Source organism: Mesorhizobium sp. HAY1-8B (assembly GCF_056868045.1).
In genome coordinates this window covers 5700418-5718799 of sequence record NZ_CP200321.1, presented here as the reverse complement: position 1 = coordinate 5718799, position 18382 = coordinate 5700418, and the positions used below count along the sequence as shown (strand labels likewise).

Genomic DNA, 18382 nt, shown 5'->3' with positions numbered 1-18382 from the left:
CCATCGATCGATGCGGCGCAACAGTGCGGCCGCAAACGGAGACTGTTATGAAAATCGTCATCATCGGGGGCACCGGTCTCATCGGTTCCAAGACCGCCGAACGCCTGCGCGGGCAAGGTCACGAGGTGATTGCCGCCGCACCCAATACCGGCGTCAACACCATCACCGGCGAAGGCCTGCCAGAGGCGCTCCAAGGCGCGGAGGTCGTCATCGACCTCGCCAATTCACCCTCCTTCGAGGACAAGGCGGCGATGGACTTCTTCGAGACGTCGGGCCGCAACCTGCTCGCCGCGGACAAGGTCGCCGGGGTCAGGCACCATATCGCGCTCTCGGTGGTCGGCACCGAACGCCTGCAGGATTGCGGCTATTTCCGCGCCAAGCTCGTCCAGGAGAATCTGATCAAGGCTTCCGGCATTCCCTACACCATCGTTCATTCCACGCAGTTCATGGAATTCCTGGCCGGCATCGCCAAGTCGGGCACTGTTGGCGAGGCCGTGCATCTGTCGCCGGCCTATGTGCAGCCCATCGCATCGGACGACGTCGCCGACGTCATGGCCGGGGTCGCGCTCGCCGCGCCGATCAACGGCATGATCGAGATTTCAGGTCCAGAGCGTGTGCGCATGAGCGAGCTCGTCGCCCGCTACCTCAAGGCTGTCGGCGATCCCCGCGAGGTGGTGGCCGATCCGGAGGCGCTCTACTTCGGCGCGCGGCTGAACGACACTTCGCTCGTCTCCGACAACAATCCCCGTCTTGGCCGCATCACCTTCGAGCAGTGGTTTCCGACCTCGGCGCGGAAGTGACCGCCAGGATGCGGGTCGCGGCACGTCGCTCAACACAAAAAGGAGTTCTCAGATGTTCAAGTCAATAGCCGCCGCCCTCGTCATGACGGCAGCACTGGCCGGCCCGGCCGGAGCCACAGAGGCCCATGACGCCGGCCAGAAGGCGGCCAAGGTCACCCTCGTCTATGAGCATGAGCTGCCGAATGTCCCGGGCAAGAGCATCAAGGGTATTCTGGTCGAATACGGCCCGGGCGGTACTTCGGAGGCGCATACGCATCCAAGCTCCGCCTTCATCTACGCGACGGTTCTGGAGGGCTCCATCCGCAGCCAGGTCAATGACGGCCCGATCAAGGTCTACAAGGCCGGCGAAAGCTTTTCGGAGATGCCGGGCGATCGCCACAGCGTGAGCGCGAATGGCAGCAAGACGAAGCCTGCAAAGCTGCTGGCCGTCTTCGTGGTCGATACCGCTCAGAAAGAACTGACCTATCCGATCAAGAAGTAGGTGCAAAAGGCCGGGCGCCCCTTCCTGGCGTCCGGCCGTGCCTGTTAACCCGGATCACGGGGGTTCTACCCGCGACGAGAGGCCCGTCGCCCGTCGCGGTCATCCGGCTCGCTCCAGCACCCATTCGAAGCTGCTTTTCCAAAGGTCCGCCGGAATGTCGAGGGCCAGCGCTTCGGTCAGGTCGGAAAGCCTGACGGCGCGCAATTTTTCACGCCAGGCCTCGTCGGCTTCCCACATGATGCGCGCCACCGGGCAAGGCCCGCTTTCGCAATAGCCCTGGGGACGACACGGATTGTTCTCGCGGATGTTGTTGCACACAAACGTCCGCGCCTTGCCCTCCACCGCTTCGACGATGTCGAGGAAAGTCAGCTCGGCCGGTGGCCGCGCCAACCGGTATCCACCTGACGGCCCCAGCGTCGTAGCGACCAGACCCGCCTGCGACAGGCTTTGCAGAGCCTTGGAAAGATATTCCTTGGGAAGGCCGTGGAATTCGGCGAGCGCTTTCGTGGAAAGATAGCGCCCCTCGGGCAGACCGGCGAGAATGGCGCAGCAGTGCAGCGCCCATTCGACTTGGCTTTTCAGGATCATCCACGGATTCCGGCCGACCGAACTCTATTAAGGATATGAAATATCCCTATTCTGCCATGGTGTAAACAGACAGGTTCCGGCGGCACGGTCGGACGGTTGTGGGTCGAGGCCGGACCGCCGTCGCAGGCCCGCCGCTCGATCCCGGCACTGTCGTCTTCGACAGCGGCATGAGCGGCCCACAGGTTCGGGCCGCACTCGGCATTGGCGGTTCAACAGGTGAATCGCGAAATTGCGCTAACTGCCTGTTTTTACTTGAATCGGCGCCGGCCTATCGTGCTCCGCTTGCTGGCCGATGCCAACATCGCGGGTGGACGAAGGGCGGCGTGACCGCTACTTTTCGAACGCCGCGACGATCGGGCGGCGGAGCTGGTCGCGGAAGTCCTTGCCGTTGAGAAGAGTTGCTTCGTGGGCGATGACGTTGTTCCTCGTCGCCGCCGTCGCGTGTGCCGCAACCGGCGCCACCGCGCAGACCGATCAGTCCTCGTCCCTGCCCGCCAAGGAGATAGCGGTCGGGATCAAGGCCGCGCCGCCCTTCGCCTTCAAGCTGCAGGACGGCACCTGGTCGGGGTTGAGCGTCGACCTCTGGCAGAAAATAGCGGGGCGGCTCAACCTTCGCTTCCGCTATGTCGAAGTGCCAAGCGTGCAGGACCAGATCGACGGTGTCGTCGGCGGCAAGTTCGATGCGGCGATGGCCGCGATCACGGTCACCGCCGACCGCGAAAAGGTCGTCGACTTCACGCAGCCCTTTTTCTCGACCGGGCTCGGCATCGCCACGCCGCTCAACAGCCAGCCCTCCTGGCGGCCGGTGCTGCGCGCGCTGACCTCGTTCGGATTCCTGCAGGCGGTGCTGGGGCTGATCGTCATATCGGTGGTGGTCGGCGTGCTGATCTGGATGTTCGAGCGCCGCCACAATGATGATTTCGGCGGCGGCGTCGCCAGGGGCCTGTTTTCCAGCATGTGGTGGTCGACCATCGCCGCGACACAGGCCAGCACCGGCGATTTCGGGCCGCGGACCGTGCCGGGACGCGTGCTCGCCGCGATCTGGATGATCGGCTCGATCATCGCGATCGCGGTGTTCACCGCCGGCGTCACATCGGTGCTGACGGTGACGCAGATGGAAGGCATGGTGCAGGGCGAAAGCGATCTCGCCAAGGTCAGGGTCGGCGCCGTGCGGAATTCGTCGACGGCGTCCTACCTGGATTCGACCCATACCCGCCATCAGGACTTCGCCACGGTCGAGCAAGGCCTCGACACGCTGCGCGCCGGCAAGATCGATGCGCTGGTCCACGACAAGCCGCTGCTTGGCTGGCTGGTCGGGCAGAACTACGCGACCAGCCTGCAGGTTCTCGACGCGAGCTTCGACCAGCAGCAATACGCCATCGCGCTGCCGCTCGGCAGCCCGCTGCGCAAACCTCTCGATGTCGCCCTGCTGCAGACGATGGAGAGCGACTGGTGGAAGCAGGCCGTTTTCCAGTATCTGGGCGAGAAATAGCTCGGCAAAGGGCAGCGCGCGCAAGAAAAAGCCGCCCTCGCTTCATGCGAGTGGCGGCTTTTTCCCGGGAGGAAGTCAGAGAGAAGTCAGGGCAGCTCAAGCAGCCTTGGCGTGCTTGTGGCCATGCTTCTTGTGGGTACGGATGTGGTGATGCTTCTTGGCGACGTGCCGGTGGCCGTGCTTCTTGCCCGCGTGCCGGTGAGCGTGCTTGCGCACATGCCCGTGGTGCTTCTTGTGGTGCCGGTGACGCTTGTGCGCGGCCGCCTTGACCGGCGTCTTCGCCGCGTCCACGGCAGCGGCAGCCGCCGGAGCGGCCGCGGGGGCGGTCGTCGTGGCCGGAGCTGTCGTCGTCGTCGTGGTGGCTGTCGTGGCCGCCGCATTGGCGACAACCGGCATTGCCAGACCGAGAGCGATGGCCAGGCCGAGGGCAGAGAGGAGGGGCTTGTTCATGGTAGGCTTCCCTAGGGGTTGATGGTTGCTGTCACTGGTCGAGGTCGACCGGCGTCACGCCAAGAAGTTTCAGGGCGTTGGCGTAGGTCCGGATGCCTTGCGCCTGCTTGCGCTCGGAACAGAACCGGTTCGCCTTGTCCTGGAGTGCCGTTGCCTGCGCGATCTGGCTCGCACTGGCACCGGGTTCGGCTTTGGTCCGGATGGCTCCGTCGAGTTGAAGTCCGAGCCGGCTGCAATATTCGCTCCGGGTAACCGCCGCCTCCGCACCCGACTGCGCGACCGCGAGCATGGCAAGCGAAATGCCGGTCAGGGCACCCATCCATCCGGTCGAACGTCGTTGCATTGTCGGGACCATCCCTTTGCGTTGATGTGGCGGTCTCTGTTCGACCGCCGCGAGGATGGTTATCGCAGACGATGTTTTCCTCAGTTTTTCCCGGATGTTGAATCTTGTTTCTGAAGTGTGTCTGGGGGCCTTTTTCCCTTCTCCCCTTGTGGGAGAAGGTGGATCGGCGCGCAGCGCCGAGACGGACGAGGGGCGCGCCACAGAGGACCGTCGGTGCCAAGCTGGAGCACCCCTCATCCGACCTCGCTTTGCGAGGCCACCTTCTCCCACAAGGGGAGAAGGGAGAAGCGTCGCGCCCGCTGCGGCGGTAGCGCCTCTTCCTTTGATGCGCGCCATCGCGTATGGCCCCGGGAAAATCCTCCCAAGTTTCAATTCTCCGGAAACCGCATGATCAGACTTGAAAGCATCAGCAAGCAGAACGGCCGTCAGCTTGTCTTCATCGAGGCATCGGCCTCCTTGCAGAAGGGCGAGAAGGTCGGCCTTGTCGGGCCGAACGGCGCCGGCAAGACGACATTGTTTCGCATGATCACCAGCCAGGAGCAGCCCGACGAGGGCCAGGTGCAGGTCGATCGCGGCGTCACCATCGGCTATTTCAGCCAGGATGTCGGCGACATGGCGGGCCATAGCGCTGTCGCCGAAGTGATGAACGGCGCCGGGCCGGTGAGCGAGGTGGCGGCCGAGATGGCGGAACTGGAGGCCGCCATGGCCGATCCCGACCAGGCCGACCGCATGGACGAGATCATCGAGAAATATGGCGAGGCGCAGCATCGCTTCGAGGAACTCGACGGCTATGCGCTCGACGGCCGGGCGCGCGAGGTGCTCGATGGCCTGGGCTTTTCCCAGGAAATGATGGATGGCGATGTCGGCAAGCTCTCCGGCGGCTGGAAGATGCGCGTGGCGCTGGCGCGCATCCTTCTGATGCGGCCCGACGTCATGCTGCTTGACGAGCCGTCCAACCATCTCGACCTGGAAAGCCTGATCTGGCTGGAGCAGTTCCTCAAGGGCTATGACGGCGCGCTCTTGATGACCTCGCACGACCGCGAGTTCATGAACCGCATCGTCAACAAGATCGTCGAGATCGATGCCGGTTCGCTGACCGCTTACTCGGGCAACTACGAATTCTACCAGCAGCAGCGGGCGATCGCCGACAAGCAGCAGCAGGCGCAGTTCGAGCGCCAGCAGGCGATGCTGGCCAAGGAGATCGCCTTCATCGAGCGCTTCAAGGCGCGCGCCTCGCATGCGGCGCAGGTGCAGAGCCGGGTGAAGAAACTCGACAAGATCGACCGCGTCGAGCCGCCCAAGCGCCGCCATGAGGTGAATTTCGAATTCCAGCCGGCGCCGCGCTGCGGCGAGGATGTCGTCACCTTGAAGAACGTGCACAAGGCCTATGGCAGCCGCACCATCTATGAGGGGCTCGACTTCCAGGTCCGCCGCCGCGAACGCTGGTGCATCATGGGCGTCAACGGAGCCGGCAAGTCGACGCTGCTGAAGCTGGTGGCCGGCGCTTCCGACCCCGACACCGGCACGGTGGCGCGGGGACCGAGCGTGAAGATGGGCTATTTCGCCCAGCACGCCATGGAGCTGCTGGAAGGCGAGCGCACCGTGTTCCAGACGCTGGAAGACAATTTCCCGCAGGCCGGCCAGGCGCCGCTTCGCGCGCTTGCCGGCTGCTTCGGCTTTTCCGGGGACGAGATCGAGAAGAAATGCCGGGTGCTGTCAGGCGGCGAGAAGGCGCGGCTGGTGATGGCGCTGATGCTGTTCGATCCGCCCAACCTCCTGGTGCTGGACGAGCCGACCAACCACCTCGACATCGCCACCAAGCAGATGCTGATCGAGGCGCTCTCGCAATATGAAGGCACGATGCTGTTCGTCTCGCACGACCGGCACTTCCTGGCCGCGCTCTCCAACCGGGTGCTGGAGCTGACGCCCGAAGGCATCCACACCTATGGCGGCGGCTATACGGAATATGTCGAGAGGACGGGGCAGGAAGCACCGGGCTTGCGGAGCTGACATCAAGGGCGGTCGTCGAGCCGACGCCGCCCTTGTGACCAGCTTGCGTGTAAAGGGCGGAATGACCGCCCTTATCGCAGCGAGATGGCCATGCCGCTGAGATCGGCGTTGACCTGCAGCCCAACCTGCTTGCCGGTGAGTTCGAGCTGGGCGCCCTTGTCATTGGTCATGACGATCACCTGGGCACCCTTGCCGAGCGTGCCGCCGCCACCCGCCGCGCCATAGACCCCCGTCACGTCGCGCGCGCGCCTGATGTGGCGCACGGTGCCGTGGAAATAGGTCTTGGAAACGCCGAAGGCGAGGCCGCCCGAGACGCCGCCGATCGAGATCGGATAGGTCTTGCCGTGGAAGGTGAACGTGCCTTCGCCGCCGGAGCCGCCGACGAAGAAGGCAGCCTTGTAGACGGCAAAGCGGATCGTGCCGCTATCGGCATGGGCGGCGCTGGCGACGCTGACTGCCGCCGTGGCGATGGCGGCAACCGCGACGGACCGAAATCCGGACGAAATCTTCATGATGAAAGCTCCTTAAAATCGCCGCTTGCCCAACCAGCCGGGCGCGTCAGCGCTGTGTCAAAGTTACAACTGAACAGTCTCGCCGGTCATTTGGTTCCAGGCACGCGGCCCGAATCTGGCCGCGGGAAGATCGACACGAAGCGAGGCCTGTGGCAAGCGCTGGAGCGGCACATCGCGTATACGTGATGGCGCGGCCCGAATGTCCGTGGAAAGCGGAACGGCAAACAGCAGAGGCTTCGGGGATGAGACTTGCGATACGCATTGCAATGTCCGCATTGGCCGCGACGGTGGCTGGATGCGCGACCTCTCCCGTCGACTATGGCGCGTCGCTTTCGCCGCAAGACCCGAAATGGGCGTCGCCGGGATGCCAGCAGGCCCGCGCGGCGGCGGCGGACTATGCGGTTCGCGAGAAACAGCATCCGGGTTGGGAATTCGCGGCGCTTGGCCCGTACGGCCTAGGCATCATCGCGGCCACCAAGGAGGCCGAGCAGAAGCAGCGAAAGCTGTTCGCCCGCGAGGTGCACCTGCAATGCTCGAGCCTGCCCTTGCCGAAGGAGCTGGAGGGTGACCTGAGCCCGGCGGCCGCACAGGCGAAATATCCGTAGTCGTGGCTAGAGGGGCAGCCTGCCTGGCTCACGCACGGCGGGCCGCTCTCAGCAACATGCCGCTGGCGACGTCGATCAGGACATAGTTGGCGGTCTCAGGGTGAAGCGTTGCCCCCGAGCGCCTATCGATATACCGCCTAAAAGCTGGATTTATAGGGCCTGCAAATTTCTTCACTCTATTTTCTTGGCTAGATAAAATCTGCGCTGCGCGCGAGCCATTCTTGCGTTAAAGCTACCAAATATATATGAGAACGCCAAGAGAGTGACTGCCGCAAATATTTTATCGATCTTTAAAAAAATATGAAAAACTATTGCAGATATAAAAAATGCGATGAAGAGCTGAACAACCGTTGATATTCCGTCTGCCCACATTCTATTGCTTGGAAGATAACTCTCCATCAATGGTGGAACCAATCGGTTCCTGTCCCAAAACTGTTCAATGCGAACCGGTTCCTGCGTTACGCTTCCAAAATTTTTGGTCCCAGCGATAGTTTCATCGGGGCTATTTGAGCTGGGGGCCTCAGTCGCTGTCGTTGCGTTCCACTTCATTCCACTCATTTACCTGCCCCAGTTGACCACCACCGTAGCGCTTCACTCGCAGCTTGCCTAAAACGGTTTTGATCCCGGCCATCACTTTCTGTTGTTGGATAAGGGCTGCGTGGCTCATCGTAGCCGCCATTGGATTGCACCGAACGGCTTTGTCAGCAGCCTTTGGAACGTAAGTGCATTCGCCAAGTTCTTAGCCCAAGACAAGCTAAGGGACATTACGCATGCTGATCGCCGTTCGAGCCATGATTGGCCAAGCCCGCCTCATCACCGCCAAGAGCGAACCCGAAGCGCAGGCCACCCGGCAGACGCCGGTCTTGAAGGAGATCGATACGCTGGCAGCGATCCGCCTGACCGACATGGCCGGCTTGGGAGCGTGGTCGCAAGACCGTTGATCGGTTTTGATAGCGTCAGCTCTTTGACAGGGCGTTTATCGCAAATTGCGCGGCGAAGGCCCTGGCATAAGCAGGCCGGGCTTCGCCGCGCGCGACATAGGCAGCCAGGGTCTGATATTCGTCCAGAATGCCTGACATTCGCAGCCGAAGCAGCACCGATACCATCAACAGATCGCCCGCGCTGAATGCACCATCGAGCCATTCTGCGGCGCCCAGATAGGCCGAGAGCTTGTCCAGCACTGCCCGAACACGGTCTTTCACCAAGGGCAGGCGTTCCTTGGCCCAGGACCTGTCGGCTTCGAATATCCTGGCCGTCGTCAAGTCGAGGACCGGCGGCTCGACGGTGTTGAGCGCGGCAAACATCCAGGTGATCGCGCGGGCGCGGGCATCGCGATCCCGAGGCAGAAGGCCCGCATGCTGCTCGGCAAGATGAAAGACGATCGAGCCGGTCTCGAAGAGGCACAGAGATCCTTCCTCATAGGTGGGGATCTGGCCGAAGGGATGGATGGCCAGATGGCCGGGCGCCTTCATTCCGGCGAAGGAAACGAGACGAACCTCGTAGGGCTGGCCCACTTCCTCGAGCGCCCAGCGAACGCGCGTATCACGCGCCAGTCCCTTGCCGCCATCGGGCGATCGTTCAAAGGCTGTGATGGTGGGGGTCATTGGCAGGCTCCGGTGGTCGGTTCGGTGTCCGGTTCTTGGTGGTGGCACCCAGAGGACGAAGGGCCGACGTCATTCCCGACACGCCATCTCGTTTTTCGGCCATTGGATTTCGCGGCTCGAACCGGAGCAGTGCGTCCTCGGTCCTAGCGCAGCAGGCCTTCCGCCTCGAATGTGTCCCAACCTTCCAGCCGTGGAGTATTATCCTTTCCTGAACTCCTGGCGCTGCGCGCCTTACGCTGCCGTTTTCCAGCTCGCGTCAGAGCGGCCTTACCGGCACCGCGCCGTCTGTTTTCGGACGCTTCCCGCGCATCTTCCTCCCGCCAGGCGCTGGCCAGGTCACGATCGAGAATGTCCTCGATGTGGCGTGGATCGAAAACGTGGAAGGTCACCGCCTTGGATCGCCCGCGCATCTTGACGGTGCGGGTGCCGATGCTCTTCAGGCGACCGTCCTTCAGCCATTTATGGCGCTCGCGGGCGGAGATGGTGAGAATGTCCTCTGCCTCGCGCGGCAGCACGGCCAGTGTTTCGATGCCCTCCAGCGTCCTGGAGATGATTTCAGAGGCGGCCTGGAACGCATCCGCGTCGGTTTTCAACATGCGCAATACGATGCGGCCTGTATCAGCCTTGGCAAACTTCCTCACTGCCCATGGCAGGCGGGCTCGAATTTCGCGTTCGATCCCCTTCAGGCGCAAGGCGGAGCCAAGCGTCGCCGATGGCGGCAGCGGCCATTCGGCGACCACTGACGCCTTGGCGGCGCTCGCGCCTTGCTCTGATGTGCGATCAGGCGAGGCGGCAATCGCGGCGACGATGCCGCTCAGGATCTTCCGCAGGGAGTCGCGCTTCTTGGCTGCCATGTTTCATGTTCGCTCATCAGGGGCCTTCGTGGAACGACAGTTCGCACAGAAGACAACCGAAACCATGCTCAAACGGTTCCTCTAGCACATGGGCGGCTAGTCGCCTTGGCCAAACCATCGCGACGCGGCCTGGGCAGCGTGCTCGGGGTCAAGCTCACCATCGGCAGCCCAGGCGACGAAGCCATCGGGGCGCACGAGCAGGGCGCTCAGGCCCATCCGCTCCCTGGCATCCTCGGCGACATAGGTGATCCGGTCGCCCCAGCGGCTTGCAAGCGCTTGCAGGGCAGGGTGGGCATCGAAGTCCAGAAGCAGGCCTTGCCCGCTCCTCAGGCGCTCGCCGAGCCTCGTTCCGTCGGCCAGTTCGAAATCGGGCGCGCCGCGGCCGACCAGTGGGTGACTGCCGCCAAGATCGTAGCGCAGGGAAACGCCCCAGACGCGTTCGGCGAAGTAGGTCGCGCCGTCGCGCGTGGCGATGAGGTCGCGGATGATGGCTTCGAGCGCGCGCGAGCCGCGGTTTGGCCGCATCAGCGCGACCTGGGCGCGCGACCAGTCGAGAATTTGCGCGCCCACCGGATGCCGCTCATCGAAATAGCTGTCGAGCAGGCCGGCCGGCGCGTCGCCGCGGATGGTGGCGGCGAGCTTCCAGCCGAGGTTCATTGCGTCGCCGACCCCGAGGTTGAGGCCCTGGCCGCCCAAAGGCGAATGGATATGCGCGGCATCGCCGGCAAGCAGCACCCGCTTGTTTCGGTAGGTGCTCGCCTGGTAGGCGCGATCGGTCCAGGTCGTGGCGAGGCGCAGCGCCGTCAAGGTGACCCCCGTGCCGGACACGCGGCGCAACACCGCTTGTACATGCTCCAGCGTGATCGGCTTTGTCCGGTGGAAAGCGGCGCCGTCGAACTCGACCATGGCGATCGTGCCGGGCCGTGCGTAGGTATACATGCCCGTCGGCGTGTAATGGCGGCCGAGGCTCAGCGTGTCGGGATCGGCCAGTTCGACTTCGACGGAATAGCCGGTGAACTCGGCATCGGTGCCGGTGAAGGCAAAGCCGCCCAGCTTGCGAACCGTGCTGCGGCCGCCATCGCAACCGACGAGCCAGCGGGCGTGAAAAGTCTCGCCACCGGCGCTGACGGTCACGTCCTCGTCCGACTGGCTGAAGCCGTCGACGCCAAGGCCGCGCCTGATCTCGGCGCCCATGGCGCTCGCGCGGGCGGCAAGCACGGTTTCGAGATGCTCCATCTCGACCGCCATGCTGGTGCCGGCCGGGCCGGGCAGGCGATAGGGCCATTGCGAGGTGTCGACGGCATCGAGGTAGAACTGGATACCGGCGAAATGGCCGCCCGGGCGGCGCGGCTGCCGCATCCAGTGCGCGGCGGCCGCTTTGCCGCCAGCGGGGCCATCCTTCGCGGGCCGCGCCGCAATGTCGTCCAGCAGGCCGCGCCGATGGAAGGCCTCGATGGTGGGTGCCGAGAGGCCGCGCATGCCGAAGGGAAGCCGCTTCAGCGGCGAGCGGGGATCCTCGGCCTTTTCCAGCACCAGCACGGAAAGGCCTGCCAGGCGCAGCTCGCAGGCGAGAAACAGGCCGACGGGACCGGCACCGGCAATGATGACATCACGGGGAATAGGGTTGTGCATGAAACTGCTCCTTGGTCGATGTGTTCGACCGGAGCGTTCCTCGCGTTCGAGAGCCACACGGACGAACGATTGGGCGCTCAACAGCGTCCGATGTTCGTCGTGGGGATCTCGTGCACGAAGCCAAAGACCAGAGCTCCCGTTACCGAGAGGAGTTGGGCTTACCAAACCAACCCTGCCTTTTCCGACAGCGCCGATATAAGGTCATGGCGATCGATCCGCAACAGGGTGAGCCATGGTTTTCTGGATAGCGAGCGTGGCTGGATTGGCGATCGCCTACCTCCTTGGCTCTACGCCCACCGGCTATCTGGCGGGGAAAATGCTCAAGGGGATCGATATACGCCAGCATGGCTCCAGATCGACGGGCGCAACCAACGTGTTGCGGACGCTTGGCAAAGGACCCGCTTTGGCGGTGCTGCTGGTCGATGTGCTGAAAGGCGTGGCGGCGATCCTGTTCGCCCGCAGGCTTTACGCGCTGCCGTTCCTGACGCCTCCGGCAGGACTTGAGCTGCAAAGCTTCGTACCCTGGGCGGTGTGCCTCGCCGGACTTGCCGTTTTGCTGGGGCATGGCCGTTCGGTCTGGCTGAATTTCACCGGCGGCAAATCCGCAGCGACGGGGCTTGGCGTGCTGCTGGCGCTGTCCTGGCCGATCGGTCTCGGTGCCGCCGCCGTTTTCTGCGTTGTGCTGGCAATATGGAGGATTGTTTCGCTGGGTTCGATGCTGGCGGCGTTGACCGCGATCGCTCTGGTCTGCGCCCTGGAGCAGCCCTTGCCGCACCGGCTGCGGGTGATTGCCGGCGGCCTCTATGTGATCGCGCGCCATCGCGCCAACATCCGGCGGCTGCTGGCCGGGACCGAGCCGCGCCTGGGGCAAGGCAGTCCGGAATCCAAAGCGGAACCGCAGACCTAGATCGTTGGCTCGCATTCGACACCGTCAAGCTGACAGACTCCCTTTCTGGTTGTGACGATATCGCGTACAGGCGGTGGCAAAGCGGCAACCGCCGGGGGTAGGGCCACTACCCCGCGGCCAGCCATTTGCGCGACTGGGCGAAGGCCTTGAAGGCCTTGGCCTCCATCGGGCGGCTAAAAAGGTAGCCCTGCAAGATATCGCAGCCAAGTTCTTTCAGTATACGCGCGTGCTCCATCGTCTCGACGCCCTCGGCAACCACTTCGATGCCGAGCGATTTGCCGATCTCGATGATCGACGCCACCAGGTGCCGTTGCGCCATAGAGCCGGTGATGGGTGTGATCAGTTGGCGGTCGATCTTGAGGCGACGCGGCCGCAGCTTAAGCAGCGACACGATCGAGGCATGGCCGGTGCCGAAATCGTCGATCTCGATGTCTATGCCGAGTCCCTTGATGTGGTCGATATTCCAGGTGACCAGATCGTCGTTTTCGTCGAGGAAGATGGACTCCACCAGTTCGAACGACACGGTTCCCGCCTTGATGGCGAGCTTGCGCAGGCCCTCGATCAAGTCCTTGTCCTCCAGGCGCCTGGCCGAGACGTTGACCGACACGCGCGGGATGTTGAGATGACTGCGCGACCAACGTTCGAAATTCTCAAGCGCGTGTTTGAGGACGATGCGGTCGATCAGCGACACGACGTTGAGTTCTTCGGCCACCTTGAGGTAGGCGTCGGGGGCCAGGATGCCCCGTTGCGGATGCCTCCAGCGCGACAACGCCTCGACGCCAACGATCTCAAGCGTCCTGGCGTCGAACTGCGGTTGATAGTAGGCGACAAATTCGTGCCGCTCCAGCCCGCCGAGAATCTCGTCGGCGATCTGCTTGGTCCGCACGATCTCGCTCTGCAATTCCTCGTTGAAGAATTCGTAGCGGTTGCGGCCACGGCTTTTCGCCCGGTAAAGCGCGAGATCGGCATTGACCAGCAACTGCTTTACGTCGACGCCGCTGTTGGCGGCAATGCCGATGCTCACTCCAAAACGGCACGGATGGCCACGATAATCGACAGGCTGGCGCATGTCCTCAATGATGCGGTCGGCAAGTGCCGAGAGTTCGTCGTCGTCAAGCCCACGGCTCACCACGACGAACTCGTCGCCGCCGATGCGCGCAACGAAATCGTCAGGGCCCGCTTTGGCCATGATAACCTCGGAGGCATGCATCAGCATGGCATCGCCCGCGGCGTGGCCGAGCGTGTCGTTGATCTGCTTGAAGCGGTCGAGGTCCAGATGCAGCAGTGCCGTGCGCCGGTCCGGTTCGCCGTTCTCGACCAGCAGCTCATCGAGATAGCGGCGGTTGGGAAGGCCGGTCAGAGAATCGTGCAGCGCCGCATATTCAATATGTGCCTTGGCGAGATTGAGCTCGGCGTTCTTCGATTCCGTCAACTGGCGCTCTCGAACGAGGTTTTCGTTGAGCAGCACGTCGCTGGTCACATCCCACTCGGCGCCGATCAACTTGGGCGTGCCGCCGATGTCCTGGAAGTAGGTTGCGCGCGTGCGCACATGGCGGACGGTGCCGTCGGGGTGCAGTAGCCGGTATTGCGAGGAGTAGGGGCCTTTTTGGGCTGCGGCTGAATCGAAATCCTGTCTTGCCCGTCCGAGATCTTCAGGGTGGATCGCCTGCGCCCAGTCATCATAACCGCGTGGCTTGCCGTCGGCTGACTTGCCGTAGATTTCGTTGACGCGGTCATCCCAAACCATTTCGTTGGTTGTGAGGTCGTGTTCCCAAACGCCGATACCGGAGGCTTCAAGCGCCAGCTCCAGGCGCCCGGACAGGCGCCTGAGCTCTGCGTAGTTTTTCTGCCTTTCGCCGAATAGCCGGCCGGCCGCCATGATCGGCAGCACCACCAGCGCGCCAGCGAGCAACATCAGCGACCGCAAGGTCCATTCGTTCTTCGGAGCTGTCAGCCAGCCACCTTTGGGAATGGCCGAAATCCGCCAGGAGCCTGATGGCACTTGCACATTGGCCGATACGGGATTTCCGGCGATGACCTTTTCGCCGCCGAAAAAGCGTTCGCCGCCGCCACCCAGCGCATCCTTGCCTGTGAGCGCGACATCGATGTCGAGATCCGGGTCGGTCAGCCCGCTCGCCGCATAGAGCCGGTCGACATCGACCACCGCCGAAACGATGCCCCAGAAGCGTTCGCCGCCGCGCGCGGTCGGCACAAAGACCGGAATGCGGCCGATGAAGCCGCGACCGCCCTGGGCAAGGTCGACCGGGCCGGCAAACACCAGCACGCGCTGGTCCCGCGCCCGCAGCGCTGCCATGCGCTGCGCTTCATTCTTGCGGTAGTCGAGGCCGATCGCCTTCTCGTTGCCTTCCACAGGGTACATCAACGAGATGACAAGATTGGGCGCGCCGGCAATGTTGCGCAATTGCGATTTTTGCTCGAACAGATTGCCGGCAAGCGATGCAAATCGCTGCTGGCCCATATAGGGTTCCGTATCGATGGCCGAGACCAGTCCCTGAACAAGCTGAAGATTGCCGTTTATATTGCCTTCGAGCTTGGCGCGAATGATGTTGACCTTTGCCAGCACGTCGGCGCGCGCCAGTTGATCGGAGACCCTTCTGTTCTGCTGGTCGGCAACGACGGCGCAGACCAGAAGCACGACAAAAGCGATCGCCGCCGGCAAGTTGGCGGAAGAAAAAACGGCCCGGCTTACACGGCCGACACTGAATCCTGTTGTGGTCAATTCAACCCGGATACCTTTCCTGGACAATAGCTCATCGATCGAGCCTAGTAGCAAACGCTTAAATTTGCCCTTCCAGGCTGGCAGGAAGTTTCAGCATCAGCTAAGGCGGGGCGGACGGATTGCGGAAGTACAATCGCAAGGCGGTTTGCGTTTCTCCTGGTTCGCGACTTCACCATGTCGTCGCTGTCAGGACGGAGCCCCGCCTGGGGCAGGGCGGCCCGCATCACGAAATGCGCTGACCGTCCTCGTCGAGCAGAACGCAGCCCTCGGGATCAAATCCGAGGTCGATCGTCTCGCCTTCGCGAAGGACCCGGCCACTGATCGTTGCGTTGGCCCGGATGCTGGTCTTGCCGCCGATGTCGATCTCGTAGATGGCGCTGCCGCCCAGATATGACGCCGAGACGACGCGGCCCGACAGAAGGTTGGCGCCCGGCGCCGCGCCGACTGTCAGTTTCTGCGGCCGCACCACGACGGTGACCTTGCTGCCGTCGGCAAGCCGCCTTGGACAGACCACGTTGATCGTCTGGCCGCTGGCAAGCACCACCGCCGTTGCCTTGCCCGATCCGCTCACGGTGCCGGCCAGCATGTTGGCCTTGCCGAGGAAGTCGGCGACGAAGGCGGTGGCGGGCCGCTCGTAGACTTCCTCGGGCGTGCCGATCTGCTCGGCCGATCCCGCGTTCATCACCACGATGCGGTCCGACATGGAGAGCGCTTCTTCCTGGTCGTGGGTGACGAAGATGGCGGTGATGCCGGTTTCCTTCTGGATCTTCTTGATCTCGACGCGCATCTCCTCGCGCATGTTGGCGTCCAGGGCCGATAGCGGCTCGTCGAGCAAAAGCACCTGCGGCTCGAAAACGATGGCGCGGGCAAGCGCGATGCGCTGCTGCTGGCCGCCCGACAATTGCGAGGGCAGTTTCTTCTCGCTGCCCGGCAGCCGCACCATTTCGAGCGCCTTGCCGACCCTGCGCACGATTTCCGGCTTCGGCACGTTGCGGTATTTCAGGCCGAAGGCGACGTTGTCGAACACGGTCTTGTGCGGGAACAGCGCGTAGCTCTGGAAGACAAGGCCGATATTGCGCTTGTAGATCGGCACGTCGTCGACCCGGCGCCCATCGATCATGATCTGGCCGCCTGAAATGTCGACCAGGCCGGCGATCGAGCGCAGGATCGTGGTCTTGCCGCAGCCCGAAGGGCCGAGCAGCGTGACGAAGGAGCCCTTGCGGATCGACAGCGAGAAATCGCGCACGGCAACGAACTTGCCATAGGCGATGTCGATGTCGCGGAACTCGACCGCCGGCTGGCTCGCCTCGGCGCTGTCCGGTGCGGCCTTGCCCGCCCCGGCCGCTTCCGGCCGGGGCAATGCTGAAAGGTCGTTTCTGTCAGGCACCTTTCGAGATCCTGTTCCACTGCTTGGTCCAGGCGTCCTCATTGGTCGCCCAGTAGACCGGGTCGGCGAAGGTCAGCGACTTCATCGTGCCCGTCTTGTCGAAGGCCGGCAGCTTCTCGATCTTCTCGGTGAGCTTGACCTTGGTCGGGTCGAGCGATGGCGGATAGCTCTGGCCCTCGGCCACCGCGATGGAAGTCGCCGGGTCGAGCATGAAGTTGATCAGCTCCTCGCACTCGGCCATCGGCGAGCCCTTCAGGATCAGCATGTCCTCCATCCAGGCGTAGGAGCCGGCCGGATCGAGATAGCCGATCGGATGGCCCTGGTCCTGCAAGGCGGCGACGCGGCCCGACCAGGCGTCGGTCACCACGATCTCGCCCTTGGAAAGCAGGTCCATCAGCTCGGCGCCCGAGCTCCAGAACTTCTTGGCGAGGTCGCGCGTCTCGCGCACCTTGGCCCAGATCGTGTCCATGTCCTTGATGTTGTTGGGGTCCTGCCCGGTGGCGAGCGCGGCGTACCAGACGCGCGTCGTCATGTCGTCATAGCCGCCGACCTTGCCGGCATATTTCTTGTCGAGCAAAAGGGCGGCGCCCTTTTCCTTGGCTTCCTCGGGCGAGATCACCTTGGTGTTGTAGGCGATGCCTGTCGTGCCGTAGTCGTAAGGCACGGCCGAGAGTTTCGGCGTCAGCTTGCGGAACGGGTCGATCATCGGCTGCAGCACATTCGCCATGTTGGGAATGTTGGCCTCGTTGATCTCCGAGGTCAGGCCGCCATTGACGTACTTGATGTAGTAGTTGACGCCGGAGGAATGGATGACCTGGTAGTCGCCGGGCTTCGAGGTCTTGATCTTGGTGATGATCTCGTCCTCGTCGCCGAACGTGCCCTGGACGACCTTGATCTTGGTCTTGGTCGTGTAAGGCTGGAACGCGTATTTGTCGATCGCGTCCTGCACCGTGCCGCCCCAGCCGTCGAAACGAACCTCCTGGACCGCGGCGAGCGCCTGCCGCATCCAGGGCATGTCGAGACCCGCCGCGGCAGCCGCGGCGGCTGTCAGCGTCAGGAAAGTGCGGCGGCTGAGATCACCGTTGCGATATCTATCTTGCAGCCGTTCAAGCCGCTTGCCGTTGGACAGTTTCATCGTGCTTCCTCCTTTGGTTCGCCACGTCTTTTCAATCTGGTCAAGCTTTGCAGGATCAGGCCGCCGAGCAGCGGGATGCCTACGGTCACCAGGATCATCACGGTGCCGAGCGCGTTGATCTCGGGGCTGATCGAGATCTTGAGCATCGAAAGGATCTGGGTGGGCATGGTTTCGACGCCAGCCGGGCGCCAGAACAGGCTGGCCGACGTGTTGTCGAACGAGATGGTGAAGGCGAGCAGCGCGCCGCCGACGACGGCGGGGATGAGCAGCGGCAGCGTGATCTCGCGGAACGACGAGAAGCGCGAGGCGCCCAGCGAGAGCGCCGCCTCCTCGTAGACGCGCCGGATGCCGACCATGCGCGCCTGCGCGATCAGCACCACATAGGGCACGGCGAGCAGGATATGGCCGAGCACCAGCAGCAGCATGGTCCTTGGCTGGTCGACCGCCTTGATCAGCACCAGAAGGCCGACGCCGAGGATGGTCTCCGGCACCAGCGCCGGCAGGATCACCAGCGTGCTCAGCGCCTGCTTGCCGGGGAATTCGAAGCGCACCAGCGCAAAGGCGGTGACCACGCCTATCGCCGTGGTGACGGCGGCGGTGACCAGCGCGATCCACAGCGAGGTGCGGAAGGCGGCAAGCACCTGCTCGTTGGTCATCAGCTTGGCGTACCATTGCAGGGAAAAGCCGGTCATCGGGAAGCCGCCGAACATCGAGGCGTTGAACGACAGGATGACCGTCGCCACGATCGGCGCGAACATGAAGATGTAGACGCAGAGCGTGACGAAGCCGGTCAGCCGCCAGGCCCATCTGCCTTCCTCCTTGCGCCGCGCCTTCATTCGCCC

The 18382-nt window shown here is 63.3% G+C and carries 20 protein-coding genes; 7 read left to right on the top strand and 13 right to left on the bottom strand.

The window, feature by feature from the left end:
- Nucleotides 1-47 precede the first annotated feature (47 nt).
- Both AC1VON_RS27435 and AC1VON_RS27430 read left to right on the top strand, forming a co-directional pair.
- Nucleotides 48-800, top strand: coding sequence for an SDR family oxidoreductase (locus AC1VON_RS27435; protein WP_172349460.1), 753 nt, complete (start codon nucleotides 48-50; stop codon nucleotides 798-800).
- A gap of 52 nt (nucleotides 801-852) precedes the next feature.
- Entirely contained in the window at nucleotides 853-1281 is a 429-nt protein-coding gene (locus AC1VON_RS27430; protein WP_172349461.1) for a cupin domain-containing protein, read from the top strand.
- A gap of 99 nt (nucleotides 1282-1380) precedes the next feature.
- On the opposite strand, the gene AC1VON_RS27425 is transcribed toward AC1VON_RS27430, so the two are convergent.
- The gene (locus tag AC1VON_RS27425; protein ID WP_172349462.1) at nucleotides 1381-1869 is read right to left on the bottom strand and encodes an RrF2 family transcriptional regulator; all 489 of its coding nucleotides are present in this window, start codon (nucleotides 1867-1869) and stop codon (nucleotides 1381-1383) included.
- Between the two features lie 412 nt (nucleotides 1870-2281).
- Here AC1VON_RS27425 and AC1VON_RS27420 point away from each other — a divergent pair, with 412 nt between their 5' ends.
- Nucleotides 2282-3361, top strand: a complete 1080-nt coding sequence (locus tag AC1VON_RS27420) for a transporter substrate-binding domain-containing protein (protein ID WP_172352918.1) — start codon at nucleotides 2282-2284, stop codon at nucleotides 3359-3361.
- A 96-nt stretch (nucleotides 3362-3457) separates the two neighbouring features.
- Here AC1VON_RS27420 and AC1VON_RS27415 read toward each other — a convergent pair whose 3' ends face one another.
- Nucleotides 3458-3811 carry a hypothetical protein gene (locus tag AC1VON_RS27415; RefSeq protein ID WP_172349463.1) on the bottom strand — a complete coding sequence of 118 codons (354 nt, stop codon included), beginning with the start codon at nucleotides 3809-3811 and terminating at the stop codon, nucleotides 3458-3460.
- Between the two features lie 31 nt (nucleotides 3812-3842).
- Nucleotides 3843-4154, bottom strand: coding sequence for a hypothetical protein (locus AC1VON_RS27410; protein ID WP_172349464.1), 312 nt, complete (start codon nucleotides 4152-4154; stop codon nucleotides 3843-3845).
- A 387-nt stretch (nucleotides 4155-4541) separates the two neighbouring features.
- Between AC1VON_RS27410 and AC1VON_RS27405 the strand changes: the two genes are divergently transcribed.
- Nucleotides 4542-6164 carry an ABC-F family ATP-binding cassette domain-containing protein gene (locus tag AC1VON_RS27405; RefSeq protein WP_172349465.1) on the top strand — a complete coding sequence of 541 codons (1623 nt, stop codon included), beginning with the start codon at nucleotides 4542-4544 and terminating at the stop codon, nucleotides 6162-6164.
- Between the two features lie 71 nt (nucleotides 6165-6235).
- Here the strand turns inward: AC1VON_RS27405 and AC1VON_RS27400 are convergent, their stop codons facing one another.
- Nucleotides 6236-6676 carry a lipid-binding SYLF domain-containing protein gene (locus AC1VON_RS27400; RefSeq protein WP_172349466.1) on the bottom strand — a complete coding sequence of 147 codons (441 nt, stop codon included), beginning with the start codon at nucleotides 6674-6676 and terminating at the stop codon, nucleotides 6236-6238.
- Nucleotides 6677-6918: 242 nt separating this feature from the next.
- Here AC1VON_RS27400 and AC1VON_RS27395 point away from each other — a divergent pair, with 242 nt between their 5' ends.
- Nucleotides 6919-7281 (top strand): hypothetical protein, encoded by a 363-nt coding sequence (locus AC1VON_RS27395; protein ID WP_172349467.1) that lies wholly within the window; start codon nucleotides 6919-6921, stop codon nucleotides 7279-7281.
- 171 nt (nucleotides 7282-7452) lie between these two features.
- Here the strand turns inward: AC1VON_RS27395 and AC1VON_RS27390 are convergent, their stop codons facing one another.
- On the bottom strand, nucleotides 7453-7839 hold the full coding sequence (locus AC1VON_RS27390) for a hypothetical protein (RefSeq protein ID WP_172349468.1): 387 nt from the start codon (nucleotides 7837-7839) through the stop codon (nucleotides 7453-7455).
- Nucleotides 7802-7948 carry a hypothetical protein gene (locus tag AC1VON_RS27385; RefSeq protein ID WP_172349469.1) on the bottom strand — a complete coding sequence of 49 codons (147 nt, stop codon included), beginning with the start codon at nucleotides 7946-7948 and terminating at the stop codon, nucleotides 7802-7804. The genes AC1VON_RS27390 and AC1VON_RS27385 overlap by 38 nt, the downstream gene beginning before the upstream one ends.
- Nucleotides 7949-8051: 103 nt before the next feature.
- Here AC1VON_RS27385 and AC1VON_RS27380 point away from each other — a divergent pair, with 103 nt between their 5' ends.
- Nucleotides 8052-8222, top strand: a complete 171-nt coding sequence (locus AC1VON_RS27380; protein ID WP_172349470.1) for a hypothetical protein — start codon at nucleotides 8052-8054, stop codon at nucleotides 8220-8222.
- Between the two features lie 15 nt (nucleotides 8223-8237).
- Here AC1VON_RS27380 and AC1VON_RS27375 read toward each other — a convergent pair whose 3' ends face one another.
- The 3 genes from AC1VON_RS27375 to AC1VON_RS27365 all read right to left on the bottom strand — a co-directional run bounded on the left by AC1VON_RS27375 (nucleotide 8238) and on the right by AC1VON_RS27365 (nucleotide 11371).
- Nucleotides 8238-8885, bottom strand: a complete 648-nt coding sequence (locus tag AC1VON_RS27375) for a glutathione S-transferase family protein (protein WP_483125513.1) — start codon at nucleotides 8883-8885, stop codon at nucleotides 8238-8240.
- A gap of 143 nt (nucleotides 8886-9028) precedes the next feature.
- Complete coding sequence (locus tag AC1VON_RS27370) at nucleotides 9029-9739, bottom strand: hypothetical protein (protein ID WP_483125512.1); 711 nt, start codon at nucleotides 9737-9739, stop codon at nucleotides 9029-9031.
- Between the two features lie 96 nt (nucleotides 9740-9835).
- Complete coding sequence (locus tag AC1VON_RS27365) at nucleotides 9836-11371, bottom strand: FAD-dependent monooxygenase (RefSeq protein WP_483125511.1); 1536 nt, start codon at nucleotides 11369-11371, stop codon at nucleotides 9836-9838.
- 232 nt (nucleotides 11372-11603) lie between these two features.
- Here AC1VON_RS27365 and plsY point away from each other — a divergent pair, with 232 nt between their 5' ends.
- Nucleotides 11604-12278: a glycerol-3-phosphate 1-O-acyltransferase PlsY gene (gene plsY / locus AC1VON_RS27360; protein WP_483125510.1), complete on the top strand. Its 675-nt coding sequence runs from the start codon at nucleotides 11604-11606 to the stop codon at nucleotides 12276-12278.
- A gap of 106 nt (nucleotides 12279-12384) precedes the next feature.
- Here the strand turns inward: plsY and AC1VON_RS27355 are convergent, their stop codons facing one another.
- The 4 genes from AC1VON_RS27355 to AC1VON_RS27340 form a co-directional block, all read right to left on the bottom strand.
- Nucleotides 12385-15018: a bifunctional diguanylate cyclase/phosphodiesterase gene (locus AC1VON_RS27355; protein WP_483125509.1), complete on the bottom strand. Its 2634-nt coding sequence runs from the start codon at nucleotides 15016-15018 to the stop codon at nucleotides 12385-12387.
- 223 nt (nucleotides 15019-15241) lie between these two features.
- A complete protein-coding gene (locus AC1VON_RS27350) occupies nucleotides 15242-16405 on the bottom strand; it encodes an ABC transporter ATP-binding protein (RefSeq protein WP_483125508.1) in 1164 nt (387 codons plus the stop codon).
- Nucleotides 16398-17540, bottom strand: a complete 1143-nt coding sequence (locus AC1VON_RS27345) for an ABC transporter substrate-binding protein (protein ID WP_172349476.1) — start codon at nucleotides 17538-17540, stop codon at nucleotides 16398-16400. Before AC1VON_RS27345 ends, AC1VON_RS27350 begins: the two co-directional genes overlap by 8 nt.
- Complete coding sequence (locus tag AC1VON_RS27340; protein ID WP_172349477.1) at nucleotides 17537-18376, bottom strand: ABC transporter permease; 840 nt, start codon at nucleotides 18374-18376, stop codon at nucleotides 17537-17539. Before AC1VON_RS27340 ends, AC1VON_RS27345 begins: the two co-directional genes overlap by 4 nt.
- Nucleotides 18377-18382: the final 6 nt, after the last annotated feature.

Bases quoted from the DNA above. Each gene is read 5' to 3' on its own strand.
- AC1VON_RS27435 (WP_172349460.1), top strand. From the start codon at position 48: ATGAAAATCGTCATCATCGGGGGCACCGGTCTCATCGGTTCCAAGACC.
- AC1VON_RS27430 (WP_172349461.1), top strand. From the start codon at position 853: ATGTTCAAGTCAATAGCCGCCGCCCTCGTCATGACGGCAGCACTGGCC.
- AC1VON_RS27425 (WP_172349462.1), bottom strand. From the start codon at position 1,869: ATGATCCTGAAAAGCCAAGTCGAATGGGCGCTGCACTGCTGCGCCATT.
- AC1VON_RS27420 (WP_172352918.1), top strand. From the start codon at position 2,282: ATGACGTTGTTCCTCGTCGCCGCCGTCGCGTGTGCCGCAACCGGCGCC.
- AC1VON_RS27415 (WP_172349463.1), bottom strand. From the start codon at position 3,811: ATGAACAAGCCCCTCCTCTCTGCCCTCGGCCTGGCCATCGCTCTCGGT.
- AC1VON_RS27410 (WP_172349464.1), bottom strand. From the start codon at position 4,154: ATGCAACGACGTTCGACCGGATGGATGGGTGCCCTGACCGGCATTTCG.
- AC1VON_RS27405 (WP_172349465.1), top strand. From the start codon at position 4,542: ATGATCAGACTTGAAAGCATCAGCAAGCAGAACGGCCGTCAGCTTGTC.
- AC1VON_RS27400 (WP_172349466.1), bottom strand. From the start codon at position 6,676: ATGAAGATTTCGTCCGGATTTCGGTCCGTCGCGGTTGCCGCCATCGCC.
- AC1VON_RS27395 (WP_172349467.1), top strand. From the start codon at position 6,919: ATGAGACTTGCGATACGCATTGCAATGTCCGCATTGGCCGCGACGGTG.
- AC1VON_RS27390 (WP_172349468.1), bottom strand. From the start codon at position 7,839: ATGAGTGGAATGAAGTGGAACGCAACGACAGCGACTGAGGCCCCCAGC.
- AC1VON_RS27385 (WP_172349469.1), bottom strand. From the start codon at position 7,948: ATGAGCCACGCAGCCCTTATCCAACAACAGAAAGTGATGGCCGGGATC.
- AC1VON_RS27380 (WP_172349470.1), top strand. From the start codon at position 8,052: ATGCTGATCGCCGTTCGAGCCATGATTGGCCAAGCCCGCCTCATCACC.
- AC1VON_RS27375 (WP_483125513.1), bottom strand. From the start codon at position 8,885: ATGACCCCCACCATCACAGCCTTTGAACGATCGCCCGATGGCGGCAAG.
- AC1VON_RS27370 (WP_483125512.1), bottom strand. From the start codon at position 9,739: ATGGCAGCCAAGAAGCGCGACTCCCTGCGGAAGATCCTGAGCGGCATC.
- AC1VON_RS27365 (WP_483125511.1), bottom strand. From the start codon at position 11,371: ATGCACAACCCTATTCCCCGTGATGTCATCATTGCCGGTGCCGGTCCC.
- plsY (WP_483125510.1), top strand. From the start codon at position 11,604: ATGGTTTTCTGGATAGCGAGCGTGGCTGGATTGGCGATCGCCTACCTC.
- AC1VON_RS27345 (WP_172349476.1), bottom strand. From the start codon at position 17,540: ATGAAACTGTCCAACGGCAAGCGGCTTGAACGGCTGCAAGATAGATAT.
- AC1VON_RS27340 (WP_172349477.1), bottom strand. From the start codon at position 18,376: ATGAAGGCGCGGCGCAAGGAGGAAGGCAGATGGGCCTGGCGGCTGACC.